Source organism: Delftia sp. WSY_12, assembly GCF_043104645.1.
GTDB lineage: Bacteria > Pseudomonadota > Gammaproteobacteria > Burkholderiales > Burkholderiaceae_C > Comamonas > Comamonas tsuruhatensis.
Window position 1 is genome coordinate 18,072 of the sequence record NZ_JBICKW010000016.1, and the last position, 26,048, is coordinate 44,119.

The following is a 26,048-nucleotide window of genomic DNA, read 5'->3' on the forward strand; positions in this document are numbered from 1 at the left end:
ATCCTCAGCCGATGGCCGTGCCGAAAGCCTGGCGCACGGCGGCACCTGCTTCGTCAAACAGGCGGCGTGATGCCGGCGCCAGCCCCAGCATGTGCATGCAGGCGTGCACCATGCCGGGCAGGCGCACGGCCTGCACCGCCACACCGGCCTGGGCCAGCCGCTGCGCATAGGCTTCGGCCTCGTCGCGCAGCGGGTCGTATTCGCAGCTGATCACCGTGGCTTGGGGCAGGCCTGCCAGGTGTTCGGCGCGCAGCGGAGAGACAAGTTCGTGCCGCCCCGGTGCCGCATCGCCCAGGTACGCGCCATAGCAGTACTCCATGGCCGCACGCGTGAGGTAATGGCCCTCGCCGAACTGCTGGAACGACGGCGAATCCATGGCCGCGTCCAGTGCCGGGTACAGCAGCAGCTGGTGGGCGATGGCCGGTGCGCCCGCCGCTCCCCAGCCTTCTTGCTGCCGCGCCAGCAGGCAGGCAGCGGCCGCGAGGTTGCCGCCCGCGCTGTCTCCGGCCACGCCGATGCGCCTGTTGTCCAGGCCCAGCGCATCGGCCTGTTCAAAGGTCCAGGCAATGGCATCGCAGAAGTCATGCAACGGCACGGGAAAGCGGTGCTCGGGCGCCAGCCGGTAGTCCACCGAGACCACGACGGCGCCCGTTGCCATGGCCAGCGCGCGGCAGGGGTTGTCGTAGACCTCCAGCGAACCCAGGCACCAGCCGCCGCCGTGGGCGAAGACCAGGGCGGGCTGGGGCGTGGGTGTGTCCGAGGCCAGCGGCCGGTAGATGCGCACGCGCAGCGGCGCACCGTCGCGCGCGGGCAGCGTGAAGTCTTCGGTGCGGGCCATGGCCTCGGCCGGGCCGTGCAGGGCGCGCAGCCCGGCGTCGGTGGCCTCGCGCAGCGCCGCCAGCGTGGGCTGCGTGGGCGGGGCCACGGCCTGGGTTGCCTGCGCCAGCTCGGCGAGATAGCGCGCAATGTCAGCGTCCAGGCCCATGGTCACAGCGTCCTTTGCAGGAAGGGCAGCAGTTCGGCGATGAAGGGCTCGGCGGCTTCCTCCATGATGAAGTGGCCGCAGCCCGGCACGATCACGCCCGACAGGTCATCGGCATGGCCGCGCAGCGTGGCCAGCGGCGCATCGGCCGTGGCGTGCTCGGCGCCAATGGCCAGCACGGGCATGGCCAGCGGGCGCAGCGCACGCTCGCGGTTCTGGCGGATGGTTTCGGGAATGGCGCGGTAGTAGGCAAAGCCGCCGCGCAGGCCACCGGGCGCCGCATAGGCATCGACATAGACGTCCACGGCCACGCGGTCGCGCCGCAGCGACCAGCGGTTGAACATGAATTCCAGGTAGGCACGCTCGCGCCCCGCGATCAGGGTCTCGGGCAGATCGGCCAGCTGGTTGAACATGAAGTGCCACAGGAAAATGTTCTGCTCGGGCGGCGCAAAGATGCTGGGCTCGGGCGCCAGGCCAGGGATCACGGCCTCGGTCAGCGCCAGGGACTGCACGGCCTGCGGCTGGTCGCTGGCCAGTGCATAGGCCACCCACATGCCCACGTCGTGGCCGGCGACCTGGTAGCGCTCATGGCCCAGCGCCAGCATGGTGCGGTGCAGGGTCAGCGCAATGGAGCCCGTGTCGTAGCCGGTGTCGGGCCGGTCCGAAAAGCCCGTGCCCGGCGGATCGACGGCAATGGCCTGGAAGCCCTGCGCCGCCAGTGCCTGCATGACGTGGCGCCAGGCATACCAGGTCTGGGGCCAGCCCGGGATCAGCAGCACGGGCGCGCCCTGCCCGGCCGTGATGCAGTGGATGCGGCGGCCGTCGATGCGCACGTAGTCGTGCGAGAACTCGCAGGCCTGGTCTTCCTGCTTGCGCAGGGCGTTCGATGTGAAAGCGTTCATTGTTGGATTCTTTTTGAGGTTCTTTGGCTGCGGGCGTGCTCAGGCGATGCCGAGCATGGCGTTGATCTGGCGCTGGTCCACGGGGGCGCCGGCGAAGTCGTCAAAGATCTTGTCGGTCACGCGGATGATGTGGCGGTTGATGAAGTCCACGCCCTCGCGCGCACCGTCTTCCTGGTCCTTGAGGCAGCACTCCCATTCCAGCGAGGCCCAGCCCTGGTAGTCGTACTGGGCGAACTTGGAGAAGATGGCCTTGAAGTCCACCTGCCCGTCGCCCAGCGAACGGAAGCGCCCTGCCCGCTCCAGCCACGAGGAATAGCCGCCGTAGATGCCCTGGCGCCCGCTGGGCAGGAACTCCGCATCCTTCACATGGAACATGCGGATGTGCTCGCGGTAGATGTCGATGTAGTCGAGGTAGTTGAGCTGCTGCAGCACGAAATGGCTGGGATCGAACAGGATCTTGCAGCGCGCGTGCTGACCCACCAGTTCATGGAAGCGCTCGAAGCTGGTGCCGTCGTGCAGGTCTTCGCTGGGGTGGATTTCGTAGCACAGGTTCACGCCCTGCTCGTCGCAGGCGTCGAGGATGGGGCGCCAGCGGCGCGCCAGCTCCTCGAAGGCGGTTTCGATCAGGCCGGCCGGGCGCTGCGGGAACGGGAACAGATAGGGCCAGACGAACGAGCCCGAGAACGTGCCCATGTCGCTCAGCCCCATGCGGCGCGATGCGACGGCCGACAGCTTGAGCTGCTCCAGCGCCCAGGCCGTGCGTGCGGCCGGATTGCCGCGCAGCGCCTCGGGCGCAAAGCTGTCGCACATGGCGTCGTAGGCCGGGTGCACGGCCACGAGCTGGCCAAAGATGTGCGTGGTCAGCTCGCTGGCCACCAGGCCGTGCGAGGCCAGCATGCCGTTGACATCGTCGCAATAGGTCTGGCTGCTGGCGGCCGTGGCCACGTCGAACAGGCGCTGGTCCCAGGCGGGAATCTGCAGGCCCTTGAAGCCCACGCCGGCTGCCCAGCGTGCGATGTCTTCCAGGGAATTGAACGGTGCCTTGTTGTCGGCGAATTGCGCCAGATGAAGGCTGGGGCCCTTGATGGTCTGCATGTGATTTCCTTGCGTTGAGCTATTGTTTGTTGATTGACAAAGAATAGTATCACGCCAATGCGGCTGCTTTTGCGAAGCCGATGCAAGACAGCATCACGGCGCCGCTAAGATGCCGCCCTGACTGTTGAGAAGGATGAGGAAGATGGCCGGAAGACCCAGGGAATTTGACCGAGACCAGGCGCTGGAGCGCGCCATGCTGGCGTTCTGGCGGCGCGGCTACGAGGGCACGTCCATGGCTGACCTGGTGCAGGCGCTGGGCATTGCGTCAGCGCGCATCTATGCGGCCTTCGGCAGCAAGCAGGACCTGTTCCGCGAGGCCGTGCAGCGCTACGAGGCCGGTGATGGCGGCTTTGCCGACCGCGCCATGGCCCAGGAGCCGCGCGTGCGCGACGCCCTGGCCCGCGTGCTGCGCGATGCCGTGGCCACCTATACGGACGATGCCCATCCGCTGGGCTGCATGGTGGTCACCGCCGCCACCAATTGCGCCGAGGAAAACGAGGCAGTCGCCGCCTGGCTGGCCGAACACCGCCGCCAGCGCACGCAGTCCCTGATCGACCGCCTTCAGCGCGCGCTGGATGAAGGCGAGTTACGCGCAGGCACCGATGTGCAGGCGCTGGGGGATTTCTATGCCACGCAACTGCACGGCATCTCCGTGCAGGCCCGCGATGGCGTGCCGCGCGAACGGCTGCTGGCTGCAGTGCAAACCGCCTTGCTGCTGCTGGACACGGCGCTGGAGCCGGCGCTGCAGCCCGCTGTCAAGGCGGGCTGAGCCTCAGGCGCCGAGCTTTTGCAGTTTTTGCAGCTCGGCGCGCAACTGGATCACGCTGGGCGTGACGATGGGGATGAAGGCCGATTCACGCCAGCGGCGGGCAAAGCCATCGTCCGCATCCAGGCTGTAGGCACGGCCACCGGCCGTCTGCAGCTCCAGCTGCATGGCCTGCTGCACGCAGTCGTGCAGGGCCAGGCGCAGCGCGAAAAGCCGCTCGGGCGCCTCCACGAAATCGCCGGCCTCTACACCGGCCTTGAGTGCGGCCACCGCCTGCTCCAGATGGCTGCGGGTATCGTCCAGCGGCTGCTGCAGCACATGCCCGCCCTGCCCCATGCGCGAGGCGGCCTGCGCACAGGCCGCGCGCGCCAGCCCGATGGACAGGCCGCATTGCATGCCCAGGAAGGCCGGCCGCACACGCGGCAGGAATCCGCCGGCGCGCTCGGCCAGCAGATCGTCTTCGGTGATGGCCACGTCCTTGAGTTGCAAGGCGGCGGTGTTGGTGCCGCGCAGGGCGATCAACTCCAGATCCGGCGAGCGCTCCAGGCCCGGCCGGCCGGACGGCAGGGCCACGATCATGGGCGGCGCGCCGTCGTCACGCGCCACGGCAATGGCGGCCAGAAAGCGCGGCCCGCGCAGGTTGGTGCACCAGGGCACGCTGCCGTTGAGCAGCCAGCCGCCGCCTTCCCGGGCCGTGGCGCGGATGTTGAGTGCCTCCAGCCCGCTGAGGAATTTCATGATGTTGGACAGCCCCGAGGCACCGGCCGCCTCGCCAGCCAGCAGCGCGGGCAGCCAGCGCTCGCGCAGGGCCGCATTGCCGGTGTTCGCCAGCATCTCGATCAGCACGCGCTGGCCCCAGAAGGCAAAGGCGGCGGACATGGAGTGCGTGGCCACCTGGGCAATCGCCTCGATGGCATCGCCGGCGCTGCCGCCCTGCCCGCCCAAGGCATCCGCCAAGCCGTGGCCCAGCAGCCCGGCTTCGGCCAGATAGGGCACGACGGCGGCCGTGGCCTCGCCGTTGCCGGCATCCAGGGCCTGGGCACATGCATCCAGCCATTGGCGGTTGGCGTCGGTCAGCAGGGGGAAATTGGGCATGGGCTCAGGCATGGGGTCGGGCATGGGGCTTGTCATCTTGCGGGTCACCATAAAAAAAGGGACCGCTGTGGGAACAGCGGTCCCTTGCCATCCTAGCGCAGCACACAGGCTGCGCAGATGACGCGGCGCAAGCTCAGTGCGCCGCCACCTTGCCGGGGCGTGTTTCCTCGCGCAGGGCCTTGACCTTGTCGCTCAGGCCGGGCCATGGCTGCAGGCCGTACTGGCTGCGCATGGTGTTGAGCAGCGTGGCGATCTGATCGTCGCTGAGGTTGTGGCGGAAGGCGGGCATGGTGCCCAGCTGCGGGCGCGCCGGTTGCGTGATGCCGTTGAGCACCACATGGATGGCGTTGGTCGGCGAGTCGCTGTACAGGTTGGTGTTCAGCGACAGCTGGGGACGCACCCCGAAGCTGCTGCCGGCCAGCACGCCGCTGGGATCGGCACGGTGGCAGGCCATGCAGGCGCCCTGGTACAGGCGATAGCCCTGGGCGTCGACCGGCAGCTTGGCAACCTCGGTCTTTTCCTTCACCAGCGCCTCGGCGTCACCCGTGCCAGCGGCATCGGCCACAGGCTTGCGGTACGACATCAGGTAGGTGGCCATGGCGTTGATGTCCTCGGCCGACTGGTGGGACAGGCCTTCGATCACGGGCGCCATGGGGCCGGCGGCCACGCCGTGGCGCTCCGAGAAGCCGGTCTGCATGTAGCGGACCAGGTCTTCTCGCGTCCAGGGCAGCGGAGCCACGGCCTTGTCGTTGAGCGCGGGCGCATCCCAGCCGTCGATGAAGGCGCCGGCCAGGTGGTCGGCACCCTTTTTCTCGGCGCCGAACTGGTTGCGCGGCGAGTGGCAGGCCGCGCAGTGGCCCAGGCCCTCGACCAGGTAGGCGCCGCGAATCCACTCGCCCGACTGGTTGGCGGGCGCGGGCTGCTCGCCCGGCTCCAGGTACAGCGCATTCCACAGGGCCAGGCCACGGCGCACGTTGAACGGGAAGTTCAGCGCGGTCTTGGGTGCCTCGTTGGAGACAGCCGGCTCGGTCATCAGGAAGGCGTACAGCGCCTTCATGTCCTCATCGGTCACGCGGGTGAATGCCGTGTACGGGAAGGCGGGGTACAGGTAGTTGCCCTCGCGGTCCACACCATGGCGCATGGCGCGCTCGAAGGCCTCGTACGACCAGCGGCCGATGCCGGTTTCGGCATCGGGCGTGATGTTGGTCGAGTAGATGGTGCCGAAGGGGCTGGGCATGGCCAGGCCGCCTGCGTTGCGCTGGCCGCCCGGTGCCGTGTGGCAGACAGCGCAGTCGCCCATGTGCGCCAGGCGGCGCCCCTGGTCGATCTGCTGCTGGCTGAATTCCTGCACCGGGATCTGCTGCAGGGGCGCGATTTCGCTGCGGCCCGTGGCCAGCCAGAAGGCGGCGCCGGCCACGGCGGCCAGGCCGACCAAGCCGAGGGTGATTTTCTTGAGTGTGTGCATGTTCCGGTCCTCCGCTCTCAGTTCTGTGCCTTGTCGGCCGGGGCTGCATCGGCAGCCTTTGCCTTGAGTGCGGCCAGCACGCGTGCCGGGGTGAACGGCACTTCGCGCAGGCGCACGCCGGTGGCGTCGAACACGGCGTTGGAGACAGCGGCGGCGCTGGGCACGGAGGCCGATTCGCCCGCGCCCATGGGGTCTTCGCCGGGGCGCTCGACCAGTTGCACGTCGATCTCGGGCAGCTCGTCAAAGCGCAGGATGGGGTAGCCACCCCAGTCCAGCGAGGTCACGCCCTTGCTGTCGAAGGTCACGTACTCCTTGAGCACGCGGCTGGTGGACTGGATGATGTTGCCGTGCACCTGGTGGCGCACGCCGGCCGGGTTGACCATCTCGCCGCAGTCATGGGCCACGAAGACCTTGTCCACCTTGATCACGCCGGTCTCGCGGTCCACGGTCACGTCGCAGATCCAGGTGGTCCAGGCCGCGCCGTAGCCAGGGAACTTGCTGTGGTAGTAGCGGGCATAGGCAAAGCCGCGGCCCTTGACCAGGCGCTGGTCGGCCGGCGCGGGGTTGCGGTGGGCCGGGCCATCCTGCCAGCCGGCCTGCTTGTGCGCAGCGTGCGTCAGCGCCACGGCGCGCGGGTCCTTCAGGTAGCGCAGGCGGTAGGCCAGCGGGTCTTCACCGGCCAGGTAGGCACATTCGTCGATCCAGCACTCATGGGCAAAGACGTTGGGCAGGGCCGAGACGCCGCGCATCCACGAAGCGCGCACGATGGGCGCCGCATCCTGCGAGACCACGCGCATCTTGGGGTACTCGTACTGCGGGATGGCCGTACGGTCGCCCATCTGCAGCACCTTGGGCTTGTTGGGCACCTTGCCCGTCAGGATCAGGGCCAGGGCAGCCGCGTCGTTGGACGGGTAGCAGGTCTTGAGCTCATAGCCCAGCACGGCATGGTTCTCGTCCAGGCCGCCGCGCACGCGGATCAATTGGCCCGTGCCCTTGGGCTCCCAGGCGGCTTCCTGCTCGCGCATCAGCTGCACGCGCACCGGGCGGCCCACGGCCTGCGACAGCAGCACGGCGTCGGATGCCACGTCGTCCGCGCAATTGCGGCCGTAGCAGCCCGAGGCTTCCAGGCGCGTCACATTGATCTGGTCGGCCGCCATGCCGGTCAGCGTGGCGATGTCCTTGCGCACGTCGTGCGGGTTCTGCGATCCGGTCCAGACCTGGATCTGGCTGGCGGACACCTCGGCCACGGCGCAGGACGGGCCGATGGAGGCATGCAGGTGGTAGGGCCAGACGTAGTCGGCCTCGATCACCTTCTTGGCGCCCGAGAAGGCCTCGTCAATGCCCGCGTCCTCGCGCAGCATGCGGTCGGTCTTCTCGTGCTTGACCAGGGTGTCGTGCATGGCGTTCAGCGACAGGTCGGGCACGCCGGCCCAGTCCTTCCACTTCACCTCCAGCTGGCGCATGGCGGCAATGGCCTGCTCTTCGCGCTCGGCCACGATGCCCACGAAATCGCCCCGCACCACCACCTTGACGATGCCCGGCAGATGCGCCACGGACTGTTCGTTCACCGAAATCAGGCTGCTGCCCAGCGGCGCCGACGCATCGGCACCGCCATAGGGCGGGCGCACCACGCGGCCGTGCAGCATGCCGGGCACGCGCACATCGTGCACATAGGCCAGCGCGCCCAGCACCTTGGCCGGAATGTCCACGCGCTGCACGGACTTGCCGATGTAGTTGAAGCCGCCGGTGCGCAGCGGCACTTCCTTGTCCAGCGCAATGTTCAGGTCCTGGCCCTGGGCCAGTTCGCCGTAGCCGATGCGCCGGCCGCCCTTGGCCACCACCGCGCCCTTGGACGTGGTGAGTGCAGACACGGGCTGCTGCAGCTTCTCGGCAGCCAGGCCCAGCAGCAGCTGGCGCACCTGCGCGGCGGCCTTGCGCATGGGGATGGCATCCACCTGGATGGTGTTGCTGGCAATGGTCGGGCCCTGGTTGGGCGTGCGGCCCGTGTGGCCCAGCACCATGGTGATGCGCTCGAACTCCACATCGAGCTCATCGGCCACCAGCTGCGCCAGCGAGGTACGGATGCCCGTGCCCAGGTCCACGTGGCCGTGGTAGGCCGTGACGCTGCCGTCCGCGCCAATGGCGATGAAGCTGCTCACCCGATCGATGGGGGGAATGGGGAAGGCGCCGGCCACGGCAGGCGCCGTACCCGTGCTTTCAGCCACCAGGCCAGCGGCCGCCACCGAGCTGACCATGACCATGCCGCCCAGCTTGAGCAGGTTGCGGCGCGTCAGTTGAAGGGGGTTGGATGCACTCATGCTGCACCTCCCTGGGCGATCAGCACGCGGGCGCGGGCGGCGGCCCGCATGATTTCCACATGCGTGCCGCAGCGGCACAGGTGACCGGACAGGGCCTGGGTGACTTCCTCGTCGGTGGCCGTGGGCTTGTGGTCGAACAAGGCCACCAGGGCCATGACCATGCCGTTGGTGCAGTAGCCGCACTGGGCGGCCTGCTCGTCAATGAAAGCCTGCTGCACGGGGTGCAGTCGGTAGACAGCCTTGACCGGTGCATCGGCTGCCGGCTTGCCGGCAGGCATCCCCGGCACGGCGGCCGGATGGGCTGCTTCCCAGTCACGCGCCACGCGGGCGTGCTCGGCCTGGGTCGCGTCCTGGGACAGGCCTTCCAGCGTCGTGACCTTCATGCCCTGGACCACGCTCACGGGAACGGAGCAGGAGCGGGCCACCTTGCCGTCGATCAGCACGGCGCATGCGCCGCATTCGCCCAGGCCGCAGCCGAACTTGGGACCGTTGAGCTGCATGTCGTTGCGCAGCACATAAAGCAGCGGCGTCTCCGGGCTGACGCCCTGGATCTCGACCTCTTGTTGGTTGAGAGTGAATTTCATCGTATGCAAACCTTGTGGTTGACAACAGGTGCAAACCATAGGTGCGCACTGAAAAATCAGGCGTCAGGCACGCCGCAGCAGGGCCCGAAAAAGAAAGCCCACCGCCGGCGGGGTGGGCTATTTCACGTGGTTTTTAGAGGCAAGTCGGATGGCTGGCTGCCTGTTGTATGCAAACGATTCTATGCCTCGCACTTGCTCGCCGCTGCCAGCGTGCCGCCATCCCGGCACCCGCACAGACTGCAGATTTCCGTGGCTTTTTATGCACAAGACCAAACTCATCCATCGGAAATATCCACTAAAGCACAGCGCAGCAGGCTGATCAGTGAGCCTGCACCAAGAGCGAAAAGGAGTGCACCACCGCAGTGCACAGGAGGGCAGGACACGCTGCAGCAATTTCCGTCCGGATCTTTCAGCCATGCACGGCCGGGCATAGAGATCGCAGCCCGTCCAGGCGTTCAACGCGTCGGCTCGAAAATCACACCAACCCAGCAAAACACTCGGCTTTTACCTGCATCAAATTCCAGTGAGAACGCTTGAAATTCACGAATGCATCATGCGCAGCGCCTGCAAAACACCTGCTCGTCTGCAGGATCGGCACCACGCAAGGCTGCTGGCTGCCACCCCAAGCATCAGCGGGTGCCCGGTGTGATCTGGATCGTGCCAAGGCCCGAATCCATGGCCACACGCCGCCGGGGAGTCAGCCAATGCACCCACAGCCCCCAAAGCCACCCCAGCGCAAACACGCAGGCCAAGGCCAACATGCCCCAGCGCCCGGCAGACAGCGCGCTGTAAATCCAATACGGCATGCCCCCCAGGCCGAAGAGGCAGGCCCATCGCCGAAGCGCGGCGGAACGGGATTGGGACAGCCAGACGGCAAGGGCTGCGGGGAGTGCGAAGGCGATCTGATCGATGCTCATGACTGCATCATACTGTACAAATAAACAGCATTGCACAGAAAAATCCAGACGCTTGCACAAGGCACGTCGACGGGACGGCCACACCCTCTGATTTGTTCGCATCTCATCTGGCAAGCAGCGTACAGACTGGACTTGAAGGATTCCGAATCCGCACCGGAGTTTGGGTAAAGCGCGGCCCTTGCATCACTCAATCCCAGCACCGCCGGCCATGAACCCGGAGTCACGGCTTATCCAGTTCCGCCCAGCCCGAAAGCGAGGGTGCACAGGATTTTGAAAACCCGCAGAACATACAGCGCCATACTGCGCAACGGCTCTTTACCCAAGGTTTACCTGACAGTTTGAACGCATTCGGGACGGGCAATGGTGGTCATAGGGGGAAATAATCGAAAGCATGCAAACCGGTTCTTAAAAAACAGTTAATATTCGCGCTTCAATCCATGAAAGGCAAACTACCGTGAGCAACACATACAAAGAACTTCTGGCGCAGCGCGAAGCACTTGAGGCCCAGATCCAGACAGCACGCAAGCAAGAAGTCAGTGATGTGATCGCCAAGATTCGCGGTCTGGTTCAGGATTACGGCCTGACAGCCGACGACATTTTCACGGCACGCCGCGCCTCCTCCACCGTGGCTCCCAAGTTCCGCAATCCAGAGACAGGTGACACCTGGACCGGACGCGGCAAGCCGCCCGCCTGGATCAAGGACAAGGATCGCGCCCAGTTCGCCATCTGAAGCCCTGGATAAACGCCTCCATGAAAACAGCCTGCAGTCACTTGCAGGCTTTTTTCATTCTGCCCCCACCTGGAGCGTGCATCTGAATTGGCATGCCTGCACTTCTGCAGGGCGGCATTGCCCAGGCCTGGCCCCGTGCAATCGCGGCAAGCACGCGCACATGCCCTTAGACATGCACTGTGGATGGATGCCGTGGTTCAATCAGTCGGCCTGATCTGCATCTTAAAATTTCTCGCTGTAGAGACCGGCCCCCGACGTTCGGCCTTCCATGACAAAACAGATCTCCGCCCCGGACAGTGCCCCCACCGCACGCCGTCCTGACAAGCTACCGACCGCCTTTGGAACGACACCTGTCGCAGATGCACTCTTGCGGCCCCATCTGCCATTTTCAGGACAGCAGATTCTGTTCATCTCGTCATGCGACGACCAGCACGCCCATCTGCTCCCTTTGCTCAAGGAGTGGGGTCTGGTGACCACGGCATGCCGCCATCCCACCGCGATTCGCCAGGATCGGCTACAGAAGTTCCACGTTGTCGTGCTATGCGGGCCGAAGACCTCATGGAATCCCAAGGACGAAAACCGCCTGGTGGCAGGAGCGGCACGCATCATCGAATGTGAAGCCAGCCATCCCATGCAGCCCAGAGTGATCAATGCCCGCATCATCGCGGTATCCTGGCATTCACCGCAGGGGATTCTTGATGCGCTGACGATGGCGATCCATTCAACGCATCCCAACCCCGACAGCCTCCTGCCGACTGACGAAGTCGTCCATTTCGAGAAAATTGCGCCACCCATCAGAAATGCCTTCCTGGAATCTGCGCGCTCTTCTCTGGCAACCATCAAATCCAGCCCAAACTGCAAAGATGTGCAAAGAGAGCTTCACAACCTGTCTGGCTCACTGAGATTCTTTGATCTGGTCGAGTTGTCAATACGGTGTGCCGACCTGGAAAGCCGCATGGGCCATGATGGGCTGGCATATCACAGACATTCGCTCTCGCTGCTGGAGCTCCAGCTTGAAGCAGTCATCCAGGACATACAGGCACTGAAGGCGGAATGAACATGCATCATTGAGATCTCGATGATGTCACCCACCCACATTCCAAGGCATATTTCATAAGGTCTATGTCTCGCTCTATGCCGAGCTTTTGCATGGCCTTGACTTTTTGCGTGCTGATGGTCTTCTTGCTCCTGTTGAGCTTGGCTGCAATTTCATCAATGCGCAGGCCAGCAGCGTACAACCGGACTACCTCGGACTCCTTGGGGCTCAGCTCGGCAGGCACTCTTCTCTCCCCCTGCACTCCGCCCAACCCGCCTGCACCACCTCTTTCCAGCCGCTCGGCGATGGCTGGCGAAAAATAAACTCCGCCAGTGAATGCCGCGTGGATCGCGGGAACAAGATGCAGCACCGGATCGGCCTTGCTGACAATACTGATGTTCGAGACACGACCCAGAGCCTGGAGTATTGCCGAGTTATCCAGCATGGTCAGGACCACCAGACCCAATTTTGGGAATCTTCTCGATATATAACCGAATAGATGCAGTCCATCTCCATATTGCCCGGTCGGCATGGAGTAATCGGATACAAGCACATCAAAACCTCCCTCTTCCAGCTTTTGAATCAGATCGGTTGAATTTGAAACACTCCCATTCAATGCAATTTCTGACTCACCAGACAATTCATGCCTGACACCTGATATTATCCCAGGATGATCGTCCGCCAACAATACGGATATTTTCAGGTATTTTTTATAGTCCATGGTGCGTAAATATGAATAACCTGACACCAGCCGGCTTTCAACCTTTCTCACAAATCTTTCAGAACGTCCATGAAATTCACAAGCTCCCCATCGACCGCTCGAAAATCTCGCGCATTGACAAAAGAAGAAATCCTATCAAGCGCCTGGACTATGTCATTGAACCCTGCCACTGCAAATGCCCCCTTCATGGCATGAATTTCCCTATGCACAGCCACGAGATCTCTTTTTTCCAAGGATTTCTTCAAGGAGATCAAGGATGCTTGTGTTGTTGAGACAAGAATGTCACGGTAGCCAGAAATCTTGCTTGTTCTTGCCGGCAATGCATCCACTTGGCAAACCCCGGACTTGCCGATATTTCTATCAATGAATTCCTTGATGCTTTTCAGGGAGGCTGGTTTGACGATGATGTCAGATATGCCGAATTTGGCACATTTATCCCTTTCATGCTTGCCTGCGTTTGCCGTTATTGCCCCCACTCTAATCCCGGGGTAATCCTTACGGATGTGCTGTGCAAGCACATAACCGTTCATGCCGGGCATCTGCAGGTCGGTTAGAACCAGGTCATAGGCCAGCTGTGCCAGCATGCTCAAGGCAGATTCCCCTCCTTCTGCAGAATCGGCCTCATACCCAATGATCCTCAGCTGATCCAGCAACAGCATTCTGTTAACAGGGTGGTCATCCACCACCAGAATCCTTGCCGAGAAATCCTCTCGTTCGTCCTCCGAAAGCAGGACATCGCCATCCTCCCAAGCGACAGCGGATGATGCGGGCTGCGCATGGTATGCGGGCAGCACCAGCTCGAAAATGCTGCCTTTTCCAAGGACACTTGAAAACCGGATCTCCCCTCCCATGAGGTGGGCCATCCGCTGGCACAGCGTCAGCCCAAGTCCGGTTCCTCCAAACTTCGTGGCGATTTCCGAGCCGGCCTGCTTGAACGCATCGAAGATGAACGCATGCTGCGAATGATGAATACCTATTCCAGTATCGGATACCTTGATATTCAGCTCGCCGGATCTGTCGGATGCATATACCTCTATTTTTCCACTCTTGGTGAACTTCAAGGCATTGCTGAGAAGATTGTTGAGTATTTGCTTGATGCGCTCAGCATCGCCAAGATATCCAGACTTCAGCGAATCATCGATGGTCAGGGAAAATTCAATTTTTGCCTCTGTCACCAAGGGTTTATAGATGGATGCCACCTGCCTGATCACAGACTTGAGATCGAATCCGGCCATCTCGACACTCATCTGACCAGACTCGACCTTCGAGAAATCGAGGACATCATTCAACAGAGACAAAAGAGAATGTGAGGAATTCGAAATGATGTCCAGCCGTGTTTTCTGCTCCATGGACAGAATGCTTCTTCCCAGTATTTCCAGGTTCCCCAGTATCGCATTGAGTGGAGTGCGTATCTCGTGGCTCATTACGGCGAGAAAAGATGATTTTTCATGGTTTGCCTCTTCCGCAGCCTTCTTTGCATCCTCCAGGCTTCTTTGGACCTGCTTGTGAGCCGTGATATCGGCAAACCCGCACAACAGCACGTTCCGACCTTGGTATTTTGCCTTCACCATGATCATGGACAGCTCTGCAATGGTTCCATCGTTGGAAATCACCACCTCGCTGGACACGGGCACATAGTCACTTTTCCCACCACCAAGATATTTCTCCACATAAACTCTGTGGAAATAGCCGATCAATAGCTCGCCAGGGACCGGGCCACGCAGTACTGCACTCTCCTTGTATTTGAACATCATGCTGTTCTCCAACAGCATCTTTTTCTCCTTGAAATCAAGAAGACCCAATCCGTAAGGAGCCATGGCAATGATGGTTCGACTCAGCTGCTCGGTATCGAAAACATTCTTTGCCTTTTCATAGATTGGAATAAATACCTTTTCGTAGAAATATATCAAAAAGCACCAGAACAAGACAATGAATATCAACGAAAGAATCAAATATACGAACGATTTTCCCTTTAGAAAAACCGCATCCTTCCACGAAAACACGTGGAGCAGAATCATGTTTGTATTCGATATCCTCGAGTAGTAATGAAAAAAACCATCCTTGTATACAGCACCATACTTGAACAGAAGATAGCGACTCACCAGATTGCCTTGGAATTTCGATGTTTCAATATCAAAGAAATCCGCTTTGCTGTAGCCCTCTGGTTCAACACCCAGGGCAACGCTTCCCTGGGAGTCCATGATCAGAAAGGAACTTCTATCCTCACCTTGCTGCATCAGATTCTCAATATGCTGGGTAGGCATGTCACTCACCACGGTGAGAAATGGCTTACCCCTGTGGAATGCAGAAACAACAACCTGGAACGACATTTCACCCGTCAGAATACTTTTGGTCGGGGGAAGCCAAATGGGGTGGCGCACTTGTCCGGAATGAAGTGGAACGCCTTTGTCTTTCGGCAGCCCGGCAATCTGTTGCTGAAGCTCCAAGAGCATCCGTTCCCGCTCAGGCTCATCTGGAATCTGAGGCAGGAGAGCACCGATGAACCCGCCATCCGGACTGAAGGCATATACAGATATGGCTCTTCCATCCTGAAGAAAACTCGAGTTTGCCAGGTATGCAAGCTCCTCCAGCATATCCCTGTATCGCCTGCATGCAGGCTTGTCGCCCTTATCCTCGAGCAAAACCACCGGACTCACACCCGTGATCATAGCGCCCGGCCTGCCAACTCCCGCCGGTTGTGATATATGCGCTTGCCCCCAAAGCAATTCTGATGCGATTATTCCACGCATCATGATGACCTGCTTTGTTTCTATCTCCACCAGAATTCTAGTTCTCTTGTTCTGAAAAATTGACCTTCTTTCCTCCATGAAATCATTGAACTCGAACGATGCCGCAAATAACGCGACAATGATCACAAGGAAAGAAAAGATCAGCCCCCCACCAAAAAGCAGTCTCTTGTTATATCTGGCCAGAAGCAGAAGATCTTCCTTTTCTGCAATTTCTTTTTTATGGATTTCCATCTGGACATCGATATACAGCCATTGCTCAGGCCAATGATCGCCTCATGTAGTCGATAAAATCTTTGCAGGAAAGTGCTCTGGAATACAAGAATCCCTGGGCGACATCGGCATCCATCCTCCTGATCATTCCCAGATCATCAACGTCCTCCACTCCCTCAACAACCACCTGTGCCCGAACATCTTTCGCAAGCGACACCGCTTTGCTCAGCACTCTCTTTGCATGGGCCTGGTTTCTTGCAGCATGCAGCAAAGCCTTGTCAATCTTGATCTGGTTGAAAGGAACGCTAAGCAGGCGCCCTAGGGTTGAGCCGCCCACGCCAAAGTCATCCATTGCGCACTGAAAGCCACTCATTCGTAAATTCGCAATGACACCGCCCAGAGACTTGTCGAGATCATCCGCCCCATCTTCCGTCACCTCAAAACCGATATTTTCAGGGGAGACACCTGCATCCCTGATCACGCGCAATGCCGAATCCATCCACTCCCAGGATGCCGCCAGGGAGGCGGATACATTGATGCTGCAGATGAACTGCCCTGAAGGTGCTGCCGATTTGATGAAAGAGATGGACTGCAGGAGCATTTGGAGAGTGAGCTCATGCATCAATCCATGGTCTCCGATGGCCTTCATGAACGCAGCAGGTGGCAACAGTTCCGTGGCCGAAATAGGCCACCGGGCCAAGGCTTCCGCCCCGATGATCCTGCCCGAGCCTGCATGATGCAAGGGTTGAAAATGGGCAACGATTTCGCCGCTGTGCAAAGCGTTCGTCAACCTTGCCCTCGGGATCGGCAAGATCGTCCTGGGCTGGCCCTCCGTCTTGGTCCGCCCCAGGATACGCAGCAGGAAATCCCCGTTGACCGGCACCTCTCTTGCCATTCTGGAGCGAGATATTGCACAGACGATGTTGAGTGCCAGGCTCCGGGCATAGTCAGCGACCGCATGGAATATTCTTGGTTCGCAGCTGCTGACAAGGATGATGGGAACATCCACTTCAGACAGTGCCAGATCATTGAGGAACCTCATCAGCTTTTCGCCGATGAAATCCATATCCACAAAGGCCGCATCCGCATTGAATTTCTTCAGTTCCGCCAGGAGCTCATCCGTATTGCTGATCCATTGAATGCCGTGAAAAATTCCTTGCTGTTTGCAACATTGCTGTATCCAATATGGGGCCATCGGATCGTTTGTGGCAACTAGCATTCTTTTGCCATGACCGGGACTATTTTCTGGCATCAATCCATCCCATCTCTATTCCATAGCGAATGAGGTCAATGTCCTTGCGGATGCCCAGTTTATTCATGACCGCCACCTTGTGCGTACTGACCGTCTTGATGCTGCGATAGAGTTTTTTCGCTATTTCAGACACTGTCATTCCAGAAATGAAAAGGAGCAGAACTTCCTCTTCACGCTTTGACAGTTCTATCGATGTTCGTACCGCCCCGAGCCATTCGCCGCCAAGCAGTTTGCTTGCGCTCGGCGAAATGAATTGACCATCTGTGTATGCCGCATAGATCGCCGGCACCAGGCTCCCCAAAGAATCTGTTTTATGGACTATCCTGTAGATCCCCTGATTGGCAAGCGACTTGATGATCCCAATATTCTCAATCATGGTCAGCATCACGATCTTGACGCCGGGAAATCGTCGCCGGATGACATTCAGCATGACCAGGCCGTCGCCATAAGTTCCGCCGGGCATTGAATAATCAGTCACCAGCACATCGCATTCGTTCTGCCTGAGAAAATTGATGATTTCCGTGGAGTTTTTCGCTCGACCCACAATCTCTATCTCATTTTTTTCCTCCAAAACACTTTCTATGCCTGCCAGAACTGCCGGATGGTCATCGGCAATCAGTATCCGCAAGACGAAATTTTTCATGACTCAAAAAATTAGCAAGAAGAACATTCCTATTCTAGGCAGTGACGCACTAGGATTTAATTGGATTAATCTGATTTTTCCACTTCAAAATCTAAGATTTGTCTGATTTTTTGGCCCAATTGCTGCGAATTCGGGCGTCAGTCCTAGGTAGCACTCCTAGAATTCAACAGATAGTTGAATCGGTGGTTGAATGCGTTGCAGGCCAAGCATCCGGACCACGCGGGAGTCTGTGGATGAGATGCACGCGCCCGGGCAGGAGCCCGCGACCGATGCCTCGGTGGGGCTGAAGCGACCTCACCCCATGGCCGAGCGCGTGAAGAGACCGCCAAATCCCGGCACAATCCGTGGATGCGAATCCTTCACACCATGCTGCGCGTTGGCAATTTCCAGCGTTCCATCGATTTCTACACACAGGTTCTTGGCATGCAGCTGCTGCGAACCTCAGAGAACCCCGAGTACAAGTACTCGCTGGCCTTCCTGGGCTTCGAGGGCGGCAACCCTGGCCAGGCCGAGATCGAGCTGACCTACAACTGGGGTACGGAGTCCTACGACATGGGCACGGCCTACGGCCATATCGCCATTGGCGTGCCTGATGCTTATGCCGCCTGCGAGAAGATCAAGGCGTCCGGCGGCAACGTGACGCGCGAGGCCGGCCCCGTCAAGGGCGGCACCACGGTGATTGCCTTTGTGACGGATCCGGACGGCTACAAGATAGAACTCATACAGGAGAACTCACGCGCCCATGCCGGCGTGCAGCCAGCTGGCGGCGAGAAGTTCGATCCCCTGCGCAATTCCTGATCCACGCAGCCCCAAAAACAAAGGCCCGGAGCGTTCATCGCTCCGGGCCTTTGTTTTTAGCTGCGGCTGCTGCCAGCCGCACTGCTGATTCGGTTCAATCCACCAGGATCACTTCCACCCGGCGGGCCTGGGCATTGCTGCCATCGGCCTGCAGTTGTTCGGGCTTCTTGAGTTCGACCTTTTCCTCGGCCACGCCCAGTGCCAACAGGGCAGCCTGGACTGCCAGGGCGCGCTTCTTGGCCAGTTCGGCGTTGAGTTCGGCGCTGCCGGTGGCGTCGTGGTATCCAGAGATCACGGCGCGCTTGCCGCCCTGCACACCAGCCACCACATCGGCCAGCGCTTCATTGGCGCCAGCCGCCAGCTCGGCCTTGGCCGATGCGAAGTAGAACTTGACCACGCCGTTTTCGACAACGACACGCGCCACGTCTTCCTCCAGGACCACAGGCGCCATCGCCGGCACAGGTGTGGCGCCGGTTGTCGTCTTTGCAGGGCCATGCGCAATACCGCGCTGGTAGACCACGACACCCACGACCGTGGAGACGACGAGCGCAATCAGCGCAAACAAAAAGCCCAGGGCAAAACGTTGTTGGCTGTCGTCGTCGGATTGACTGAAGGACATGAAGCACTCTCCGTGAATGAACTGTTGAAGGAAACCAGAAAGACTGCGAAAAACCGGCCGATTGTAGAGGGCCGCCGCCAACGGCCCTGCGCACCGCCCAAGCCCCGTGATGCCACCCGGCACGAACTGTGGCGCCGCAGAGACAAAAGGCCGGCCGTGCAAGGGCAACGCAGGCGCTTGTGCACCGTTTGGGCCGACAGGCGTTAAAACGTCATTGTTCCTTCACGCCACAGCGCCCATGTCCGCCCTGCCAGAATTCTCATTTGCCCGCCGAGAGTCCCAGCCCATGCTGGACGAGGCGCTGCACCGATGGGGCGGAAGCGACGACCTCTGGATCTTTGGCTACGGCTCGCTGATCTGGCGGCCGGATTTCGATTTCTGCGAACGCCGCACGGCCCGTGTCTTTGGCTGGCACCGGGCATTGAAGATGTGGAGCACCATCAACCGCGGCACGCCCCAGAATCCTGGATTGGTCTTTGGCATGCTGTCCGGCGGCAGTTGCCAGGGCATGGTGTTCCGCATTCCCCGGCACCACGGCCATGACGTCATGAGAAAGCTGTGGCAGCGCGAGATGGCCAATGCCGTCTATGACCCCCGCTGGCTGCCCTGCCGCACCGGCCAGGGCACGGTGCAGGCGCTGGCGTTCACGCTGTCCCGTCAAAGCCCCAATCACACGGGCGAGCTGGCGCCCGAAGACTATCGCCGCATCTTCAGCGAGGCTAAGGGCATCTATGGCAGCACGCATGACTATGCGCGCGCAACCTTCGATGAGCTCAAGCGCCTCGGCATCCGGGACCGCGCCTTGCAGCGCCTGCTCAGCTACGCGGGCCAGCCTGAAGCGGGTGCGCAAGCCGCGCGCTGACGCTTTGATGCGATTGATACGCTGATGCGCGCAGGCGCACAACGCTGCCCTCTCCGACATATCCACCGTATTGCACGCTGCAAGATGGCGGCTGCGCGCAATGCGCCTCACAACTTTTCCAGCACGGATATCAACCAGGAGATTGCCACCATGCGTTTGAACGCTTCCCCATCCACCCCGTCCACCGCCGTGAAGCTGCTGATGGCAACCGGCATGGTGCTGGCCCTTGGGGCCTGCGGCAGCCAGGCCAAGCCTCCTGCCGCAGCCGCAGCGTCCACCCCGGCAGCCGTCACCGCAGCCCCTGCCGCCCGCAACGTGGCCATGGCCCAGCTGCAGCCCACGCAAGGCAGCAAGGTCAGCGGCAGCCTGCAGTTCACTGCCCAGGCCGATGGCAGCGTGCGCGTTCAGGGCTCGGTTCAGGGGCTGGCGCCCAACAGCGAGCATGGCTTTCATGTCCATGAGAAAGGCGATTGCTCCAGCCCTGATGGCCTGAGCGCGGGCGGCCATTTCAACCCCACCGGCCACGCCCATGGCCGCTTCGATTCCGCTGTCCACCACGCAGGGGATCTGCCCAGCCTGCGGTCCGACGCGCAAGGCATGGCCAGCATAGATTTCGTTTCGCGCGGCCTGGCACTGGATCAGAGTCCCAACAGCGTGGTGGGCCGCGGCCTGATCGTGCACAAGGACCCTGACGACTACACCACGCAGCCTACCGGCAATTCGGGGGCGCGCCTGGCCTGTGCGGTGATCACGCGCGGATGATGTGCTCGGCCGGGTCTGCGTTCAGCGCAGGCAGTCGCGCAGCCACGCCGCGCACTGCTCGGCGCGCGCGCCCGGCCATTGGACGCTGACCGTGGTATCGCCACGGCGCAGCTCGACATGAATGGTGTCGGCAGCGCCCGCGCTGCCCTCACCGCTCAAGCTGCCGATTAGCCGTCCCCACCAGCCACGGCCCCGCAGGTCTTGGGCCGTGGAGGAGAGCTCCGAAGCTGGCGCTGGTGCTGGCGAATTCCGGGCCTGCACCACCGTTTCCCCGGCTGGCTCGGAGGCCGGCGCGGGCGCGACAGGTGCAGGCGCCTGCACGGTCGCCTTGCCCGCAGCGGGCTCCCCTCCCCCGCCTTCGAGCCGCGCGGCCAGATTGTTACCGAACTCCTCCCATATTCGGTCGGCCTTGGTCTTCATCACGCTCAGGCCGAATGCGCCCAGACGGCCCAGCAGGTCCACGTCGATCTTGATGCGCAGGTCGGTGCCTCCATCCGGCGTGGCGCTCAGGAAGATTTCACTGCGCTGCTTGAGCGAGCTGGCCACCGAGGTGTCTTCTCCCGTTCCTTCCACGCGCAGATACTCGGGAGCGCGTTGCTCGACGATGCGTGTGCGCAGCTTGAATCTGGCGCTGATGAAGGAGATCTTCTGGTGCATCACCGCCACGTATTCGGTGGGGCTGACCACTTCGATGGACTGCATGCCCGGCACGGCACCTCCCATGACCTGGGGATCGAGCAACAAGGCCCACACCCGCTCTCGCGAGGCCGAAACAGTCAGGGTTTTCTCAATTTCCATGCATTTTCTCCGCGGCCACAAGGACCGATTCCACGATCTGGGTGTAGCCCGTGCAACGGCACAGGTTGCCGTTGAGGCCATGGCGAACTTCGTCCGCGCCGGGAAGGGGGTTGCGCCCCAGCAGATCGCAGGCGGCCATGATGAAGCCTGGTGTGCAGTAGCCGCACTGCAGGCCGCCGCATTGCATGAAGCTTTGCTGCAGCGGGTGCAGCCGTTGTGACGGGTCTGCGCCCGCACCCCCAGCAATACGGTCGGCCAGGCCTTCGATGGTGGTGAGCGCGCGGCCCTGGACCTGCACGGCCAGCAGCAGGCAGGACTTCACCACTTCGCCATCCAACAGCACCGAGCAGGCGCCGCACACGCCCGTCTCGCAGCCGCGCTTGGTGCCCGTCAGGTGCAGGTCATCACGCAGAAAATCCGACAGCAGCCGGCGCGCAGGCACGTCCACGCTGCAGGGCTCGCCGTTGACGGTGCATTCGATGCGATGTCGGCTCATGCCAGCTCTCCTTGTTCCAGTGCCAGGTCCAGGCCAAACAGTTCGGCCACGGTGCGCCGCACGTTGACGCGCACCATTTCTCGGCGGAAATCCGCCGAGCCGCGCAGGTCCGAAACCGGTGTGATGTCGGCCGCGACGATGTCACCCGCCTCGGCCGCCAAGGCCCAGGTGAGGGCACGGCCTTCAAGAAAGCCCTCGGCGCGCCGCTGGCGCACGGGTATGGGGGTAGAGGCGCCCACGACGAGACGCGCGTCGCGGCAGATGCCCCCGGCGGTGTGCGCCACCAGGGCCACGCTGGCCAGCGGCCGGTGTTCGGCCGCTGTGCGCAGAAAGCGCGTGTACACACCGCTGCGCCGGTCGTCTCCTTGCCCCATGGGCGGCACGCGGATCTCGCTGACGATCTCGTCGCCTTCCAGCGCCGTGGCGTAGTAGTCGACCAGGAAGTCCTCGATGTCCAACAGGCGCTCGCCTCTTGCGCTGGCCAGCACGATCTGGGCGCCCAATGCCATCAGGCAGCCGGGCGGGTCGGTGGAGGGGTCGGCATAGCAGAGATTGCCGCCCACCGTGCCCTGATTGCGCACCTGCGGGTTGGCCATGCGCTGCGCCATGCCGGCCAGGACAGGATAGTGATGCGACACCAGCGGCGAGGCCGCCAGTTCGGCATGGCGCACCAGGGCGCCGATACGCAGGCCCCGCACCGGGTCGAAGTCCAGGCCGCGCAACACATCGATGCCAGCCAGCGAGACCAGGTGCGTGGGCGCGAGCATGCGCTGGCGCATGCCCAGCATCAAGGCCGTGCCGCCGGCGATCACGCGGCAGTCCTCGCCCAGTTCGGCCAGCAACCGGCTGGCCTCCGCCACCGAGGTGGGCTCCAGGAAGTCGAAGTCATGCATGACGGCCCTCCTCGGCGCGTGCGCGCAGCGCCGCCAGGATTTTTTCGGGCGTGATCGGCAGATCGCATATGCGCACACCGATGGCGTCGTACACGGCGTTGGCGATGGCAGGCGCTCCCGGCAGGATGGCGGTTTCGCTGGCCCCTTTGGCGCCATAGGGGCCGTTGGGGTCGTTGGACTCGACAAAGCCGCCGCGCAGCAAGGGCACGGCGTCGGCCGTTGGCATGGTGTAGTCGGCGAAGTTGCCGTTGGCCAGGCGCCCGCCTTCCAGGTGCAGTTGCTCGTAAAGGGCCCAGCCCATGGCCTGGACGGTGGCCCCGTTGGTCTGCCCATGGATGGCGACGGGGTTCAGCGCCTTGCCGCAGTCGTCGGCCACATAGCTGTCAAGCACCCGGACCTGGCCGGTTTCCGTATCGACCTCGACCTCCACTGCCTGGGCCGCGAAGGAATAGGCCGGCGCGATGTTGCCGTGCAGCTGGGCGTCGTGCATCTGCGTCTGGGCATCCCAGGTGTGGCTGACCTGTATGCCCTCGCCGCCATGGCGCCAGATGTGCTGGCGTGCGAGCTCGGCCATGCCTGCCGCACGGTCGGTGCCGCGCACGCGCACCTGACCATCGGCCAGCTCCAGGTCGTCTACCTGCGCCTCCAGCACGACGGCGGCCAGGGCCAGCAGCTTGCTGCGGGCCGCCTGCGCGGCACCTATGGCGGCATTGCCTGCAGCCATGGTCACGCGCGAGGCCAGCGAGCCTATGGCGAAGGGCGTGCTGTCCGTGTCGGGTGCGGCCACGCGGACCTGCGACAACGGCAGCGTGAGTTCATGGGCGACGATCTGGCTGAGCATGGTGGCCGCGCCCTGGCCCATGTCGCACTCGCCACTGAGCACAAGCACCTGGCCATCCTCATGGATGCGCACCACCACGGTGGAGCCGTCCCAGTTGCCCATGGTGCGGTTGCCGCTGACATGCATGGCTGCGGCCATGCCCACGCCCCTGCGGCGGGCGCCAAGGGCCTGGCGGGGGCGGGCGCGCTTGCCGCGCCAGTCGATGGCATCGGTGGCCTGGTCTATGCACTCCTTGAGGCCGGCGCTGCCGATCTTCCAGCCATGCACTGTCACGTCGCCGGCTTGCACTGCATTGAGCTTGTGGACTTCGGCCGGATCCAGCCCCAGCTGCTCGGCCATGATGTGGATGTGGCTGTTGAGCGCGAACAGCATCTGCGTACCGCCAAAGCCGCGGAACGCGCCGTGCGGCGGGTTGTTGGTATAGACCAGGGTGGCGTGCGATCGGACGTTGCCCTGCCTGTGCATGTTGTCGCTGCGCATGGCACTGACGTGCATGACCTCGGCCGACAGACCCGCATAGGCACCGCACTCGGCAACGATGTGCACCTGCTTGGCGAGGATGCGGCCATCACGCGCCATGCCCAGCTTGAGCGTAATGCGCTCGGGAACGCTGGAGCAGCAGGCCAGGAAGTCCTCCAGCCGGTTGTTGACCAGGCGCACGGGCCGCCCGGTGCGCAGGGCCAGCAGGCCCGCCACGAGCTGGTTGTCGTCCTCGACGATCTTGCCGCCAAAGCCGCCGCCCGTGGTGGCCTGCACCACGCGGATGGCGGACACCGGCAGCTCCAGCGCCGCCGCCAGCCGGGCACGCGCCAGGAAAACCGACTGCGTGGAGGTCTGTACCAACAGGCGGCCATCGGCGTCGATGGAGGCCAGGGTGGCCATGGGTTCCAGGTAGCCCGGGTACTGCGCATGCGTGGTGTACGTGGCTTCGTGAACCAGATCAGCTGCGGCGAATCCGGCATCGGCATCGCCGCGCTCGAAGCGGATCTCGTGGGCGATGTTGCCCCGGCCCGGATGAACGCCGGGCGCTTCTTCATCCAGGGCTTCCTCGGGCGACAGGATGGCGGGCAGTTCTTCGTACTCGACCTCGATCAGGTCCAGCGCATCGCGGGCGATCTCTTCTGTGGCGGCAGCCACGGCTGCCACCTCTTCCCCCGCAAAGCGCACCAGGCCGTCGGCCAGGATGCGCCGCTCCTTGTGGCTTACGCCCCAGGGCGTGCGCGGTGCATCTGCCCCGGTCAGCACGGCTTTCACACCGGGCAGCGCACGCGCTGCAGCAATGTCGATGCGCACGATGCGCGCATGCGGATAGGGGCTGCGCAACAGCTTGGCATGCAGCATGCCCGGCAGCTTGAGGTCGCCCGCGTACTGGGCACGACCTAGTACCTTGGACAGCGCCGTGACCTGGGCCGTCTCGCGGCCCAGCGTTGAATTCGAGGTATTCATGTCATTCAGCGGTGATGCCGAGTTCGCGGATCACCTTGCCCAGGCGCTCGTAGTCGGCGGCGTTGACATCGGCCAGCACCTGCGGCGACCCGCCCACGGGCACGGCACCGAAGGTGGCCATCTTTGCCGCCACCTCCGGCATCCTGAGGATCTCGTTGAGATGGGTGTTCAAGGTCTGCACCACGGCGGCCGGCGTGCCCTTGGGCGCGAAGAAGCCATTCCAGGCACCCGCGGCGATGTCCCTGTAGCCCAGTTCCGCCAGCGAAGGCACATCGGGCAGCAGGGGCGAACGCTTCGGGTCGGTCACGGCCAGCGCGCGCAGCTTGCCCGCCTGGATGTACTGGGCCACCGGCCCCAGCGTGACGTAGGCCAGTCCCACATGACCCGCTGCCACATCGTTGACGGCCGGTGCCACGCCGCGATAGGGCACATGCTGAATGCTCACTCCGGCAGCGCGGTTCAGCCACTCGGCACCTATGTGCATGGGCGAGCCTGCGCCGGGACTGGCGTAGCTGAGCGTCTTGCCGGCCTTGGCCGCAGCCACCATGTCGGCCACGCTTTTGAATCCCGTGGAGGGATGGGCCACGAGCAGCACGGCCTGGCTGGCGGTCTGCACCACGGGGGTGAAACCTTTCAAGGGGTCATAGGTCGCGGCAGTAGGGAGCCTCATCACCATGGGGGCGATGGTGAAGGGGTTGGGCGTGAACAGCAGCGTGTAGCCATCGGGCACGGCCCGCGCAACCAGGTTGTTGCCCACGGTGCCGCCCGCCCCGGGCCGGTTGTCCACCACCACGGGCTGGCGCAGACGCACCGTGAGCTTTTCGGCGAACAGGCGCGCCATGGCGTCCGTGTCACCACCTGCGGGATAGGCGACCACCACGGTGATCGGCCTGGCGGGGTAGTCCTGTGCAAATGCCGGACCACAGACAGCGGTGGCAAAAGCCAATGCTGCAATGGTCAGGCCTTGCCGACGATGGAGGGTCATCACTGGCTCCTTTGAAAGCGCGGACATGCATCGGTCAGATACGGGCATGGCAGCTGGGGCTGGCTATGGGATGAATTCATAC

Annotated in this window: 24 protein-coding genes; 6 read left to right on the top strand and 18 right to left on the bottom strand. The window is 62.5% G+C overall.

The annotated features are described in order from the left end of the window. Positions 1-4 precede the first annotated feature (4 nt). From ACF8LI_RS09635 to ACF8LI_RS09645, 3 genes are read right to left on the bottom strand one after another with little or no spacing between them, the layout of a single operon-like run. Positions 5-985 (bottom strand): alpha/beta hydrolase, encoded by a 981-nt coding sequence (locus ACF8LI_RS09635; RefSeq protein ID WP_392412495.1) that lies wholly within the window; start codon positions 983-985, stop codon positions 5-7. A 2-nt stretch (positions 986-987) separates the two neighbouring features. Further along, the gene (locus tag ACF8LI_RS09640; protein WP_012205750.1) at positions 988-1,884 is read right to left on the bottom strand and encodes an alpha/beta fold hydrolase; all 897 of its coding nucleotides are present in this window, start codon (positions 1,882-1,884) and stop codon (positions 988-990) included. 39 nt (positions 1,885-1,923) lie between these two features. After that, positions 1,924-2,979, bottom strand: coding sequence for a sugar phosphate isomerase/epimerase family protein (locus ACF8LI_RS09645; protein ID WP_392412497.1), 1,056 nt, complete (start codon positions 2,977-2,979; stop codon positions 1,924-1,926). A 142-nt stretch (positions 2,980-3,121) separates the two neighbouring features. Between ACF8LI_RS09645 and ACF8LI_RS09650 the strand changes: the two genes are divergently transcribed. Then, the gene (locus tag ACF8LI_RS09650) at positions 3,122-3,748 is read left to right on the top strand and encodes a TetR/AcrR family transcriptional regulator (protein WP_392412499.1); all 627 of its coding nucleotides are present in this window, start codon (positions 3,122-3,124) and stop codon (positions 3,746-3,748) included. A gap of 3 nt (positions 3,749-3,751) precedes the next feature. On the opposite strand, the gene ACF8LI_RS09655 is transcribed toward ACF8LI_RS09650, so the two are convergent. From ACF8LI_RS09655 to ACF8LI_RS09675, 5 genes are all read right to left on the bottom strand, one after another. Beyond that, positions 3,752-4,840, bottom strand: a complete 1,089-nt coding sequence (locus tag ACF8LI_RS09655; RefSeq protein WP_392429753.1) for an acyl-CoA dehydrogenase family protein — start codon at positions 4,838-4,840, stop codon at positions 3,752-3,754. A 133-nt stretch (positions 4,841-4,973) separates the two neighbouring features. Then, the gene (locus ACF8LI_RS09660) at positions 4,974-6,305 is read right to left on the bottom strand and encodes a c-type cytochrome (protein WP_392412503.1); all 1,332 of its coding nucleotides are present in this window, start codon (positions 6,303-6,305) and stop codon (positions 4,974-4,976) included. Between the two features lie 17 nt (positions 6,306-6,322). Further along, on the bottom strand, positions 6,323-8,623 hold the full coding sequence (locus tag ACF8LI_RS09665) for a molybdopterin cofactor-binding domain-containing protein (RefSeq protein WP_392412505.1): 2,301 nt from the start codon (positions 8,621-8,623) through the stop codon (positions 6,323-6,325). Next, complete coding sequence (locus ACF8LI_RS09670) at positions 8,620-9,207, bottom strand: (2Fe-2S)-binding protein (protein ID WP_209801807.1); 588 nt, start codon at positions 9,205-9,207, stop codon at positions 8,620-8,622. The genes ACF8LI_RS09665 and ACF8LI_RS09670 overlap by 4 nt, the downstream gene beginning before the upstream one ends. Positions 9,208-9,836: 629 nt before the next feature. Then, a complete protein-coding gene (locus ACF8LI_RS09675) occupies positions 9,837-10,124 on the bottom strand; it encodes a hypothetical protein (protein ID WP_016447059.1) in 288 nt (95 codons plus the stop codon). Positions 10,125-10,578: 454 nt separating this feature from the next. Between ACF8LI_RS09675 and ACF8LI_RS09680 the strand changes: the two genes are divergently transcribed. Both ACF8LI_RS09680 and ACF8LI_RS09685 read left to right on the top strand, forming a co-directional pair. Then, positions 10,579-10,854, top strand: a complete 276-nt coding sequence (locus ACF8LI_RS09680) for an H-NS family nucleoid-associated regulatory protein (protein ID WP_016447060.1) — start codon at positions 10,579-10,581, stop codon at positions 10,852-10,854. Between the two features lie 268 nt (positions 10,855-11,122). Further along, on the top strand, positions 11,123-11,911 hold the full coding sequence (locus ACF8LI_RS09685) for an Hpt domain-containing protein (RefSeq protein WP_277848378.1): 789 nt from the start codon (positions 11,123-11,125) through the stop codon (positions 11,909-11,911). Positions 11,912-11,918: 7 nt separating this feature from the next. Here ACF8LI_RS09685 and ACF8LI_RS09690 read toward each other — a convergent pair whose 3' ends face one another. From ACF8LI_RS09690 to ACF8LI_RS09705, 4 genes are read right to left on the bottom strand one after another with little or no spacing between them, the layout of a single operon-like run. Continuing rightward, on the bottom strand, positions 11,919-12,611 hold the full coding sequence (locus ACF8LI_RS09690) for a response regulator (RefSeq protein WP_016451730.1): 693 nt from the start codon (positions 12,609-12,611) through the stop codon (positions 11,919-11,921). 47 nt (positions 12,612-12,658) lie between these two features. Beyond that, the gene (locus ACF8LI_RS09695; protein WP_392412508.1) at positions 12,659-15,592 is read right to left on the bottom strand and encodes an ATP-binding protein; all 2,934 of its coding nucleotides are present in this window, start codon (positions 15,590-15,592) and stop codon (positions 12,659-12,661) included. A gap of 25 nt (positions 15,593-15,617) precedes the next feature. Next, positions 15,618-16,790 (bottom strand): EAL domain-containing protein, encoded by a 1,173-nt coding sequence (locus tag ACF8LI_RS09700; RefSeq protein ID WP_074921277.1) that lies wholly within the window; start codon positions 16,788-16,790, stop codon positions 15,618-15,620. A 19-nt stretch (positions 16,791-16,809) separates the two neighbouring features. Continuing rightward, positions 16,810-17,466 carry a response regulator transcription factor gene (locus ACF8LI_RS09705; RefSeq protein WP_016447065.1) on the bottom strand — a complete coding sequence of 219 codons (657 nt, stop codon included), beginning with the start codon at positions 17,464-17,466 and terminating at the stop codon, positions 16,810-16,812. A gap of 348 nt (positions 17,467-17,814) precedes the next feature. On the opposite strand from ACF8LI_RS09705, the gene gloA reads away from it, so the two are divergent. Further along, the gene (gene gloA / locus ACF8LI_RS09710; protein ID WP_026062330.1) at positions 17,815-18,264 is read left to right on the top strand and encodes a lactoylglutathione lyase; all 450 of its coding nucleotides are present in this window, start codon (positions 17,815-17,817) and stop codon (positions 18,262-18,264) included. 94 nt (positions 18,265-18,358) lie between these two features. On the opposite strand, the gene ACF8LI_RS09715 is transcribed toward gloA, so the two are convergent. Next, positions 18,359-18,883 (bottom strand): OmpA family protein, encoded by a 525-nt coding sequence (locus ACF8LI_RS09715; protein ID WP_160854800.1) that lies wholly within the window; start codon positions 18,881-18,883, stop codon positions 18,359-18,361. A 238-nt stretch (positions 18,884-19,121) separates the two neighbouring features. Between ACF8LI_RS09715 and ACF8LI_RS09720 the strand changes: the two genes are divergently transcribed. Next, positions 19,122-19,745: a gamma-glutamylcyclotransferase gene (locus tag ACF8LI_RS09720; protein WP_047473238.1), complete on the top strand. Its 624-nt coding sequence runs from the start codon at positions 19,122-19,124 to the stop codon at positions 19,743-19,745. A gap of 150 nt (positions 19,746-19,895) precedes the next feature. Next, positions 19,896-20,507, top strand: coding sequence for a superoxide dismutase family protein (locus ACF8LI_RS09725; protein ID WP_046985507.1), 612 nt, complete (start codon positions 19,896-19,898; stop codon positions 20,505-20,507). 21 nt (positions 20,508-20,528) lie between these two features. Here ACF8LI_RS09725 and ACF8LI_RS09730 read toward each other — a convergent pair whose 3' ends face one another. Genes ACF8LI_RS09730 through ACF8LI_RS09750 form a run of 5 tightly spaced genes read right to left on the bottom strand, consistent with a single transcriptional unit; the run spans position 20,529 to position 25,966 of the window. After that, positions 20,529-21,305 (bottom strand): CoxG family protein, encoded by a 777-nt coding sequence (locus tag ACF8LI_RS09730; protein ID WP_392412511.1) that lies wholly within the window; start codon positions 21,303-21,305, stop codon positions 20,529-20,531. Further along, on the bottom strand, positions 21,295-21,801 hold the full coding sequence (locus ACF8LI_RS09735; RefSeq protein WP_016447071.1) for a (2Fe-2S)-binding protein: 507 nt from the start codon (positions 21,799-21,801) through the stop codon (positions 21,295-21,297). Before ACF8LI_RS09735 ends, ACF8LI_RS09730 begins: the two co-directional genes overlap by 11 nt. Then, positions 21,798-22,694, bottom strand: a complete 897-nt coding sequence (locus tag ACF8LI_RS09740) for an FAD binding domain-containing protein (protein WP_392412513.1) — start codon at positions 22,692-22,694, stop codon at positions 21,798-21,800. Before ACF8LI_RS09740 ends, ACF8LI_RS09735 begins: the two co-directional genes overlap by 4 nt. Then, on the bottom strand, positions 22,687-24,981 hold the full coding sequence (locus tag ACF8LI_RS09745; protein WP_288899022.1) for a xanthine dehydrogenase family protein molybdopterin-binding subunit: 2,295 nt from the start codon (positions 24,979-24,981) through the stop codon (positions 22,687-22,689). Before ACF8LI_RS09745 ends, ACF8LI_RS09740 begins: the two co-directional genes overlap by 8 nt. Position 24,982: 1 nt before the next feature. Beyond that, positions 24,983-25,966 (bottom strand): Bug family tripartite tricarboxylate transporter substrate binding protein, encoded by a 984-nt coding sequence (locus ACF8LI_RS09750; RefSeq protein WP_392412515.1) that lies wholly within the window; start codon positions 25,964-25,966, stop codon positions 24,983-24,985. Positions 25,967-26,048: the final 82 nt, after the last annotated feature.

Bases quoted from the DNA above. Each gene is read 5' to 3' on its own strand.
- ACF8LI_RS09750 (WP_392412515.1), bottom strand. From the start codon at position 25,966: ATGACCCTCCATCGTCGGCAAGGCCTGACCATTGCAGCATTGGCTTTT.
- ACF8LI_RS09695 (WP_392412508.1), bottom strand. From the start codon at position 15,592: ATGGAAATCCATAAAAAAGAAATTGCAGAAAAGGAAGATCTTCTGCTT.
- ACF8LI_RS09745 (WP_288899022.1), bottom strand. From the start codon at position 24,981: ATGAATACCTCGAATTCAACGCTGGGCCGCGAGACGGCCCAGGTCACG.
- ACF8LI_RS09675 (WP_016447059.1), bottom strand. From the start codon at position 10,124: ATGAGCATCGATCAGATCGCCTTCGCACTCCCCGCAGCCCTTGCCGTC.
- ACF8LI_RS09650 (WP_392412499.1), top strand. From the start codon at position 3,122: ATGGCCGGAAGACCCAGGGAATTTGACCGAGACCAGGCGCTGGAGCGC.
- ACF8LI_RS09740 (WP_392412513.1), bottom strand. From the start codon at position 22,694: ATGCATGACTTCGACTTCCTGGAGCCCACCTCGGTGGCGGAGGCCAGC.
- ACF8LI_RS09640 (WP_012205750.1), bottom strand. From the start codon at position 1,884: ATGAACGCTTTCACATCGAACGCCCTGCGCAAGCAGGAAGACCAGGCC.
- ACF8LI_RS09665 (WP_392412505.1), bottom strand. From the start codon at position 8,623: ATGAGTGCATCCAACCCCCTTCAACTGACGCGCCGCAACCTGCTCAAG.
- ACF8LI_RS09725 (WP_046985507.1), top strand. From the start codon at position 19,896: ATGCGTTTGAACGCTTCCCCATCCACCCCGTCCACCGCCGTGAAGCTG.
- gloA (WP_026062330.1), top strand. From the start codon at position 17,815: ATGCGAATCCTTCACACCATGCTGCGCGTTGGCAATTTCCAGCGTTCC.
- ACF8LI_RS09730 (WP_392412511.1), bottom strand. From the start codon at position 21,305: ATGGAAATTGAGAAAACCCTGACTGTTTCGGCCTCGCGAGAGCGGGTG.
- ACF8LI_RS09670 (WP_209801807.1), bottom strand. From the start codon at position 9,207: ATGAAATTCACTCTCAACCAACAAGAGGTCGAGATCCAGGGCGTCAGC.
- ACF8LI_RS09655 (WP_392429753.1), bottom strand. From the start codon at position 4,840: ATGCCCAATTTCCCCCTGCTGACCGACGCCAACCGCCAATGGCTGGAT.
- ACF8LI_RS09645 (WP_392412497.1), bottom strand. From the start codon at position 2,979: ATGCAGACCATCAAGGGCCCCAGCCTTCATCTGGCGCAATTCGCCGAC.
- ACF8LI_RS09660 (WP_392412503.1), bottom strand. From the start codon at position 6,305: ATGCACACACTCAAGAAAATCACCCTCGGCTTGGTCGGCCTGGCCGCC.
- ACF8LI_RS09635 (WP_392412495.1), bottom strand. From the start codon at position 985: ATGGGCCTGGACGCTGACATTGCGCGCTATCTCGCCGAGCTGGCGCAG.
- ACF8LI_RS09720 (WP_047473238.1), top strand. From the start codon at position 19,122: ATGTCCGCCCTGCCAGAATTCTCATTTGCCCGCCGAGAGTCCCAGCCC.
- ACF8LI_RS09700 (WP_074921277.1), bottom strand. From the start codon at position 16,790: ATGCTAGTTGCCACAAACGATCCGATGGCCCCATATTGGATACAGCAA.
- ACF8LI_RS09690 (WP_016451730.1), bottom strand. From the start codon at position 12,611: ATGGACTATAAAAAATACCTGAAAATATCCGTATTGTTGGCGGACGAT.
- ACF8LI_RS09705 (WP_016447065.1), bottom strand. From the start codon at position 17,466: ATGAAAAATTTCGTCTTGCGGATACTGATTGCCGATGACCATCCGGCA.
- ACF8LI_RS09735 (WP_016447071.1), bottom strand. From the start codon at position 21,801: ATGAGCCGACATCGCATCGAATGCACCGTCAACGGCGAGCCCTGCAGC.
- ACF8LI_RS09685 (WP_277848378.1), top strand. From the start codon at position 11,123: ATGACAAAACAGATCTCCGCCCCGGACAGTGCCCCCACCGCACGCCGT.
- ACF8LI_RS09715 (WP_160854800.1), bottom strand. From the start codon at position 18,883: ATGTCCTTCAGTCAATCCGACGACGACAGCCAACAACGTTTTGCCCTG.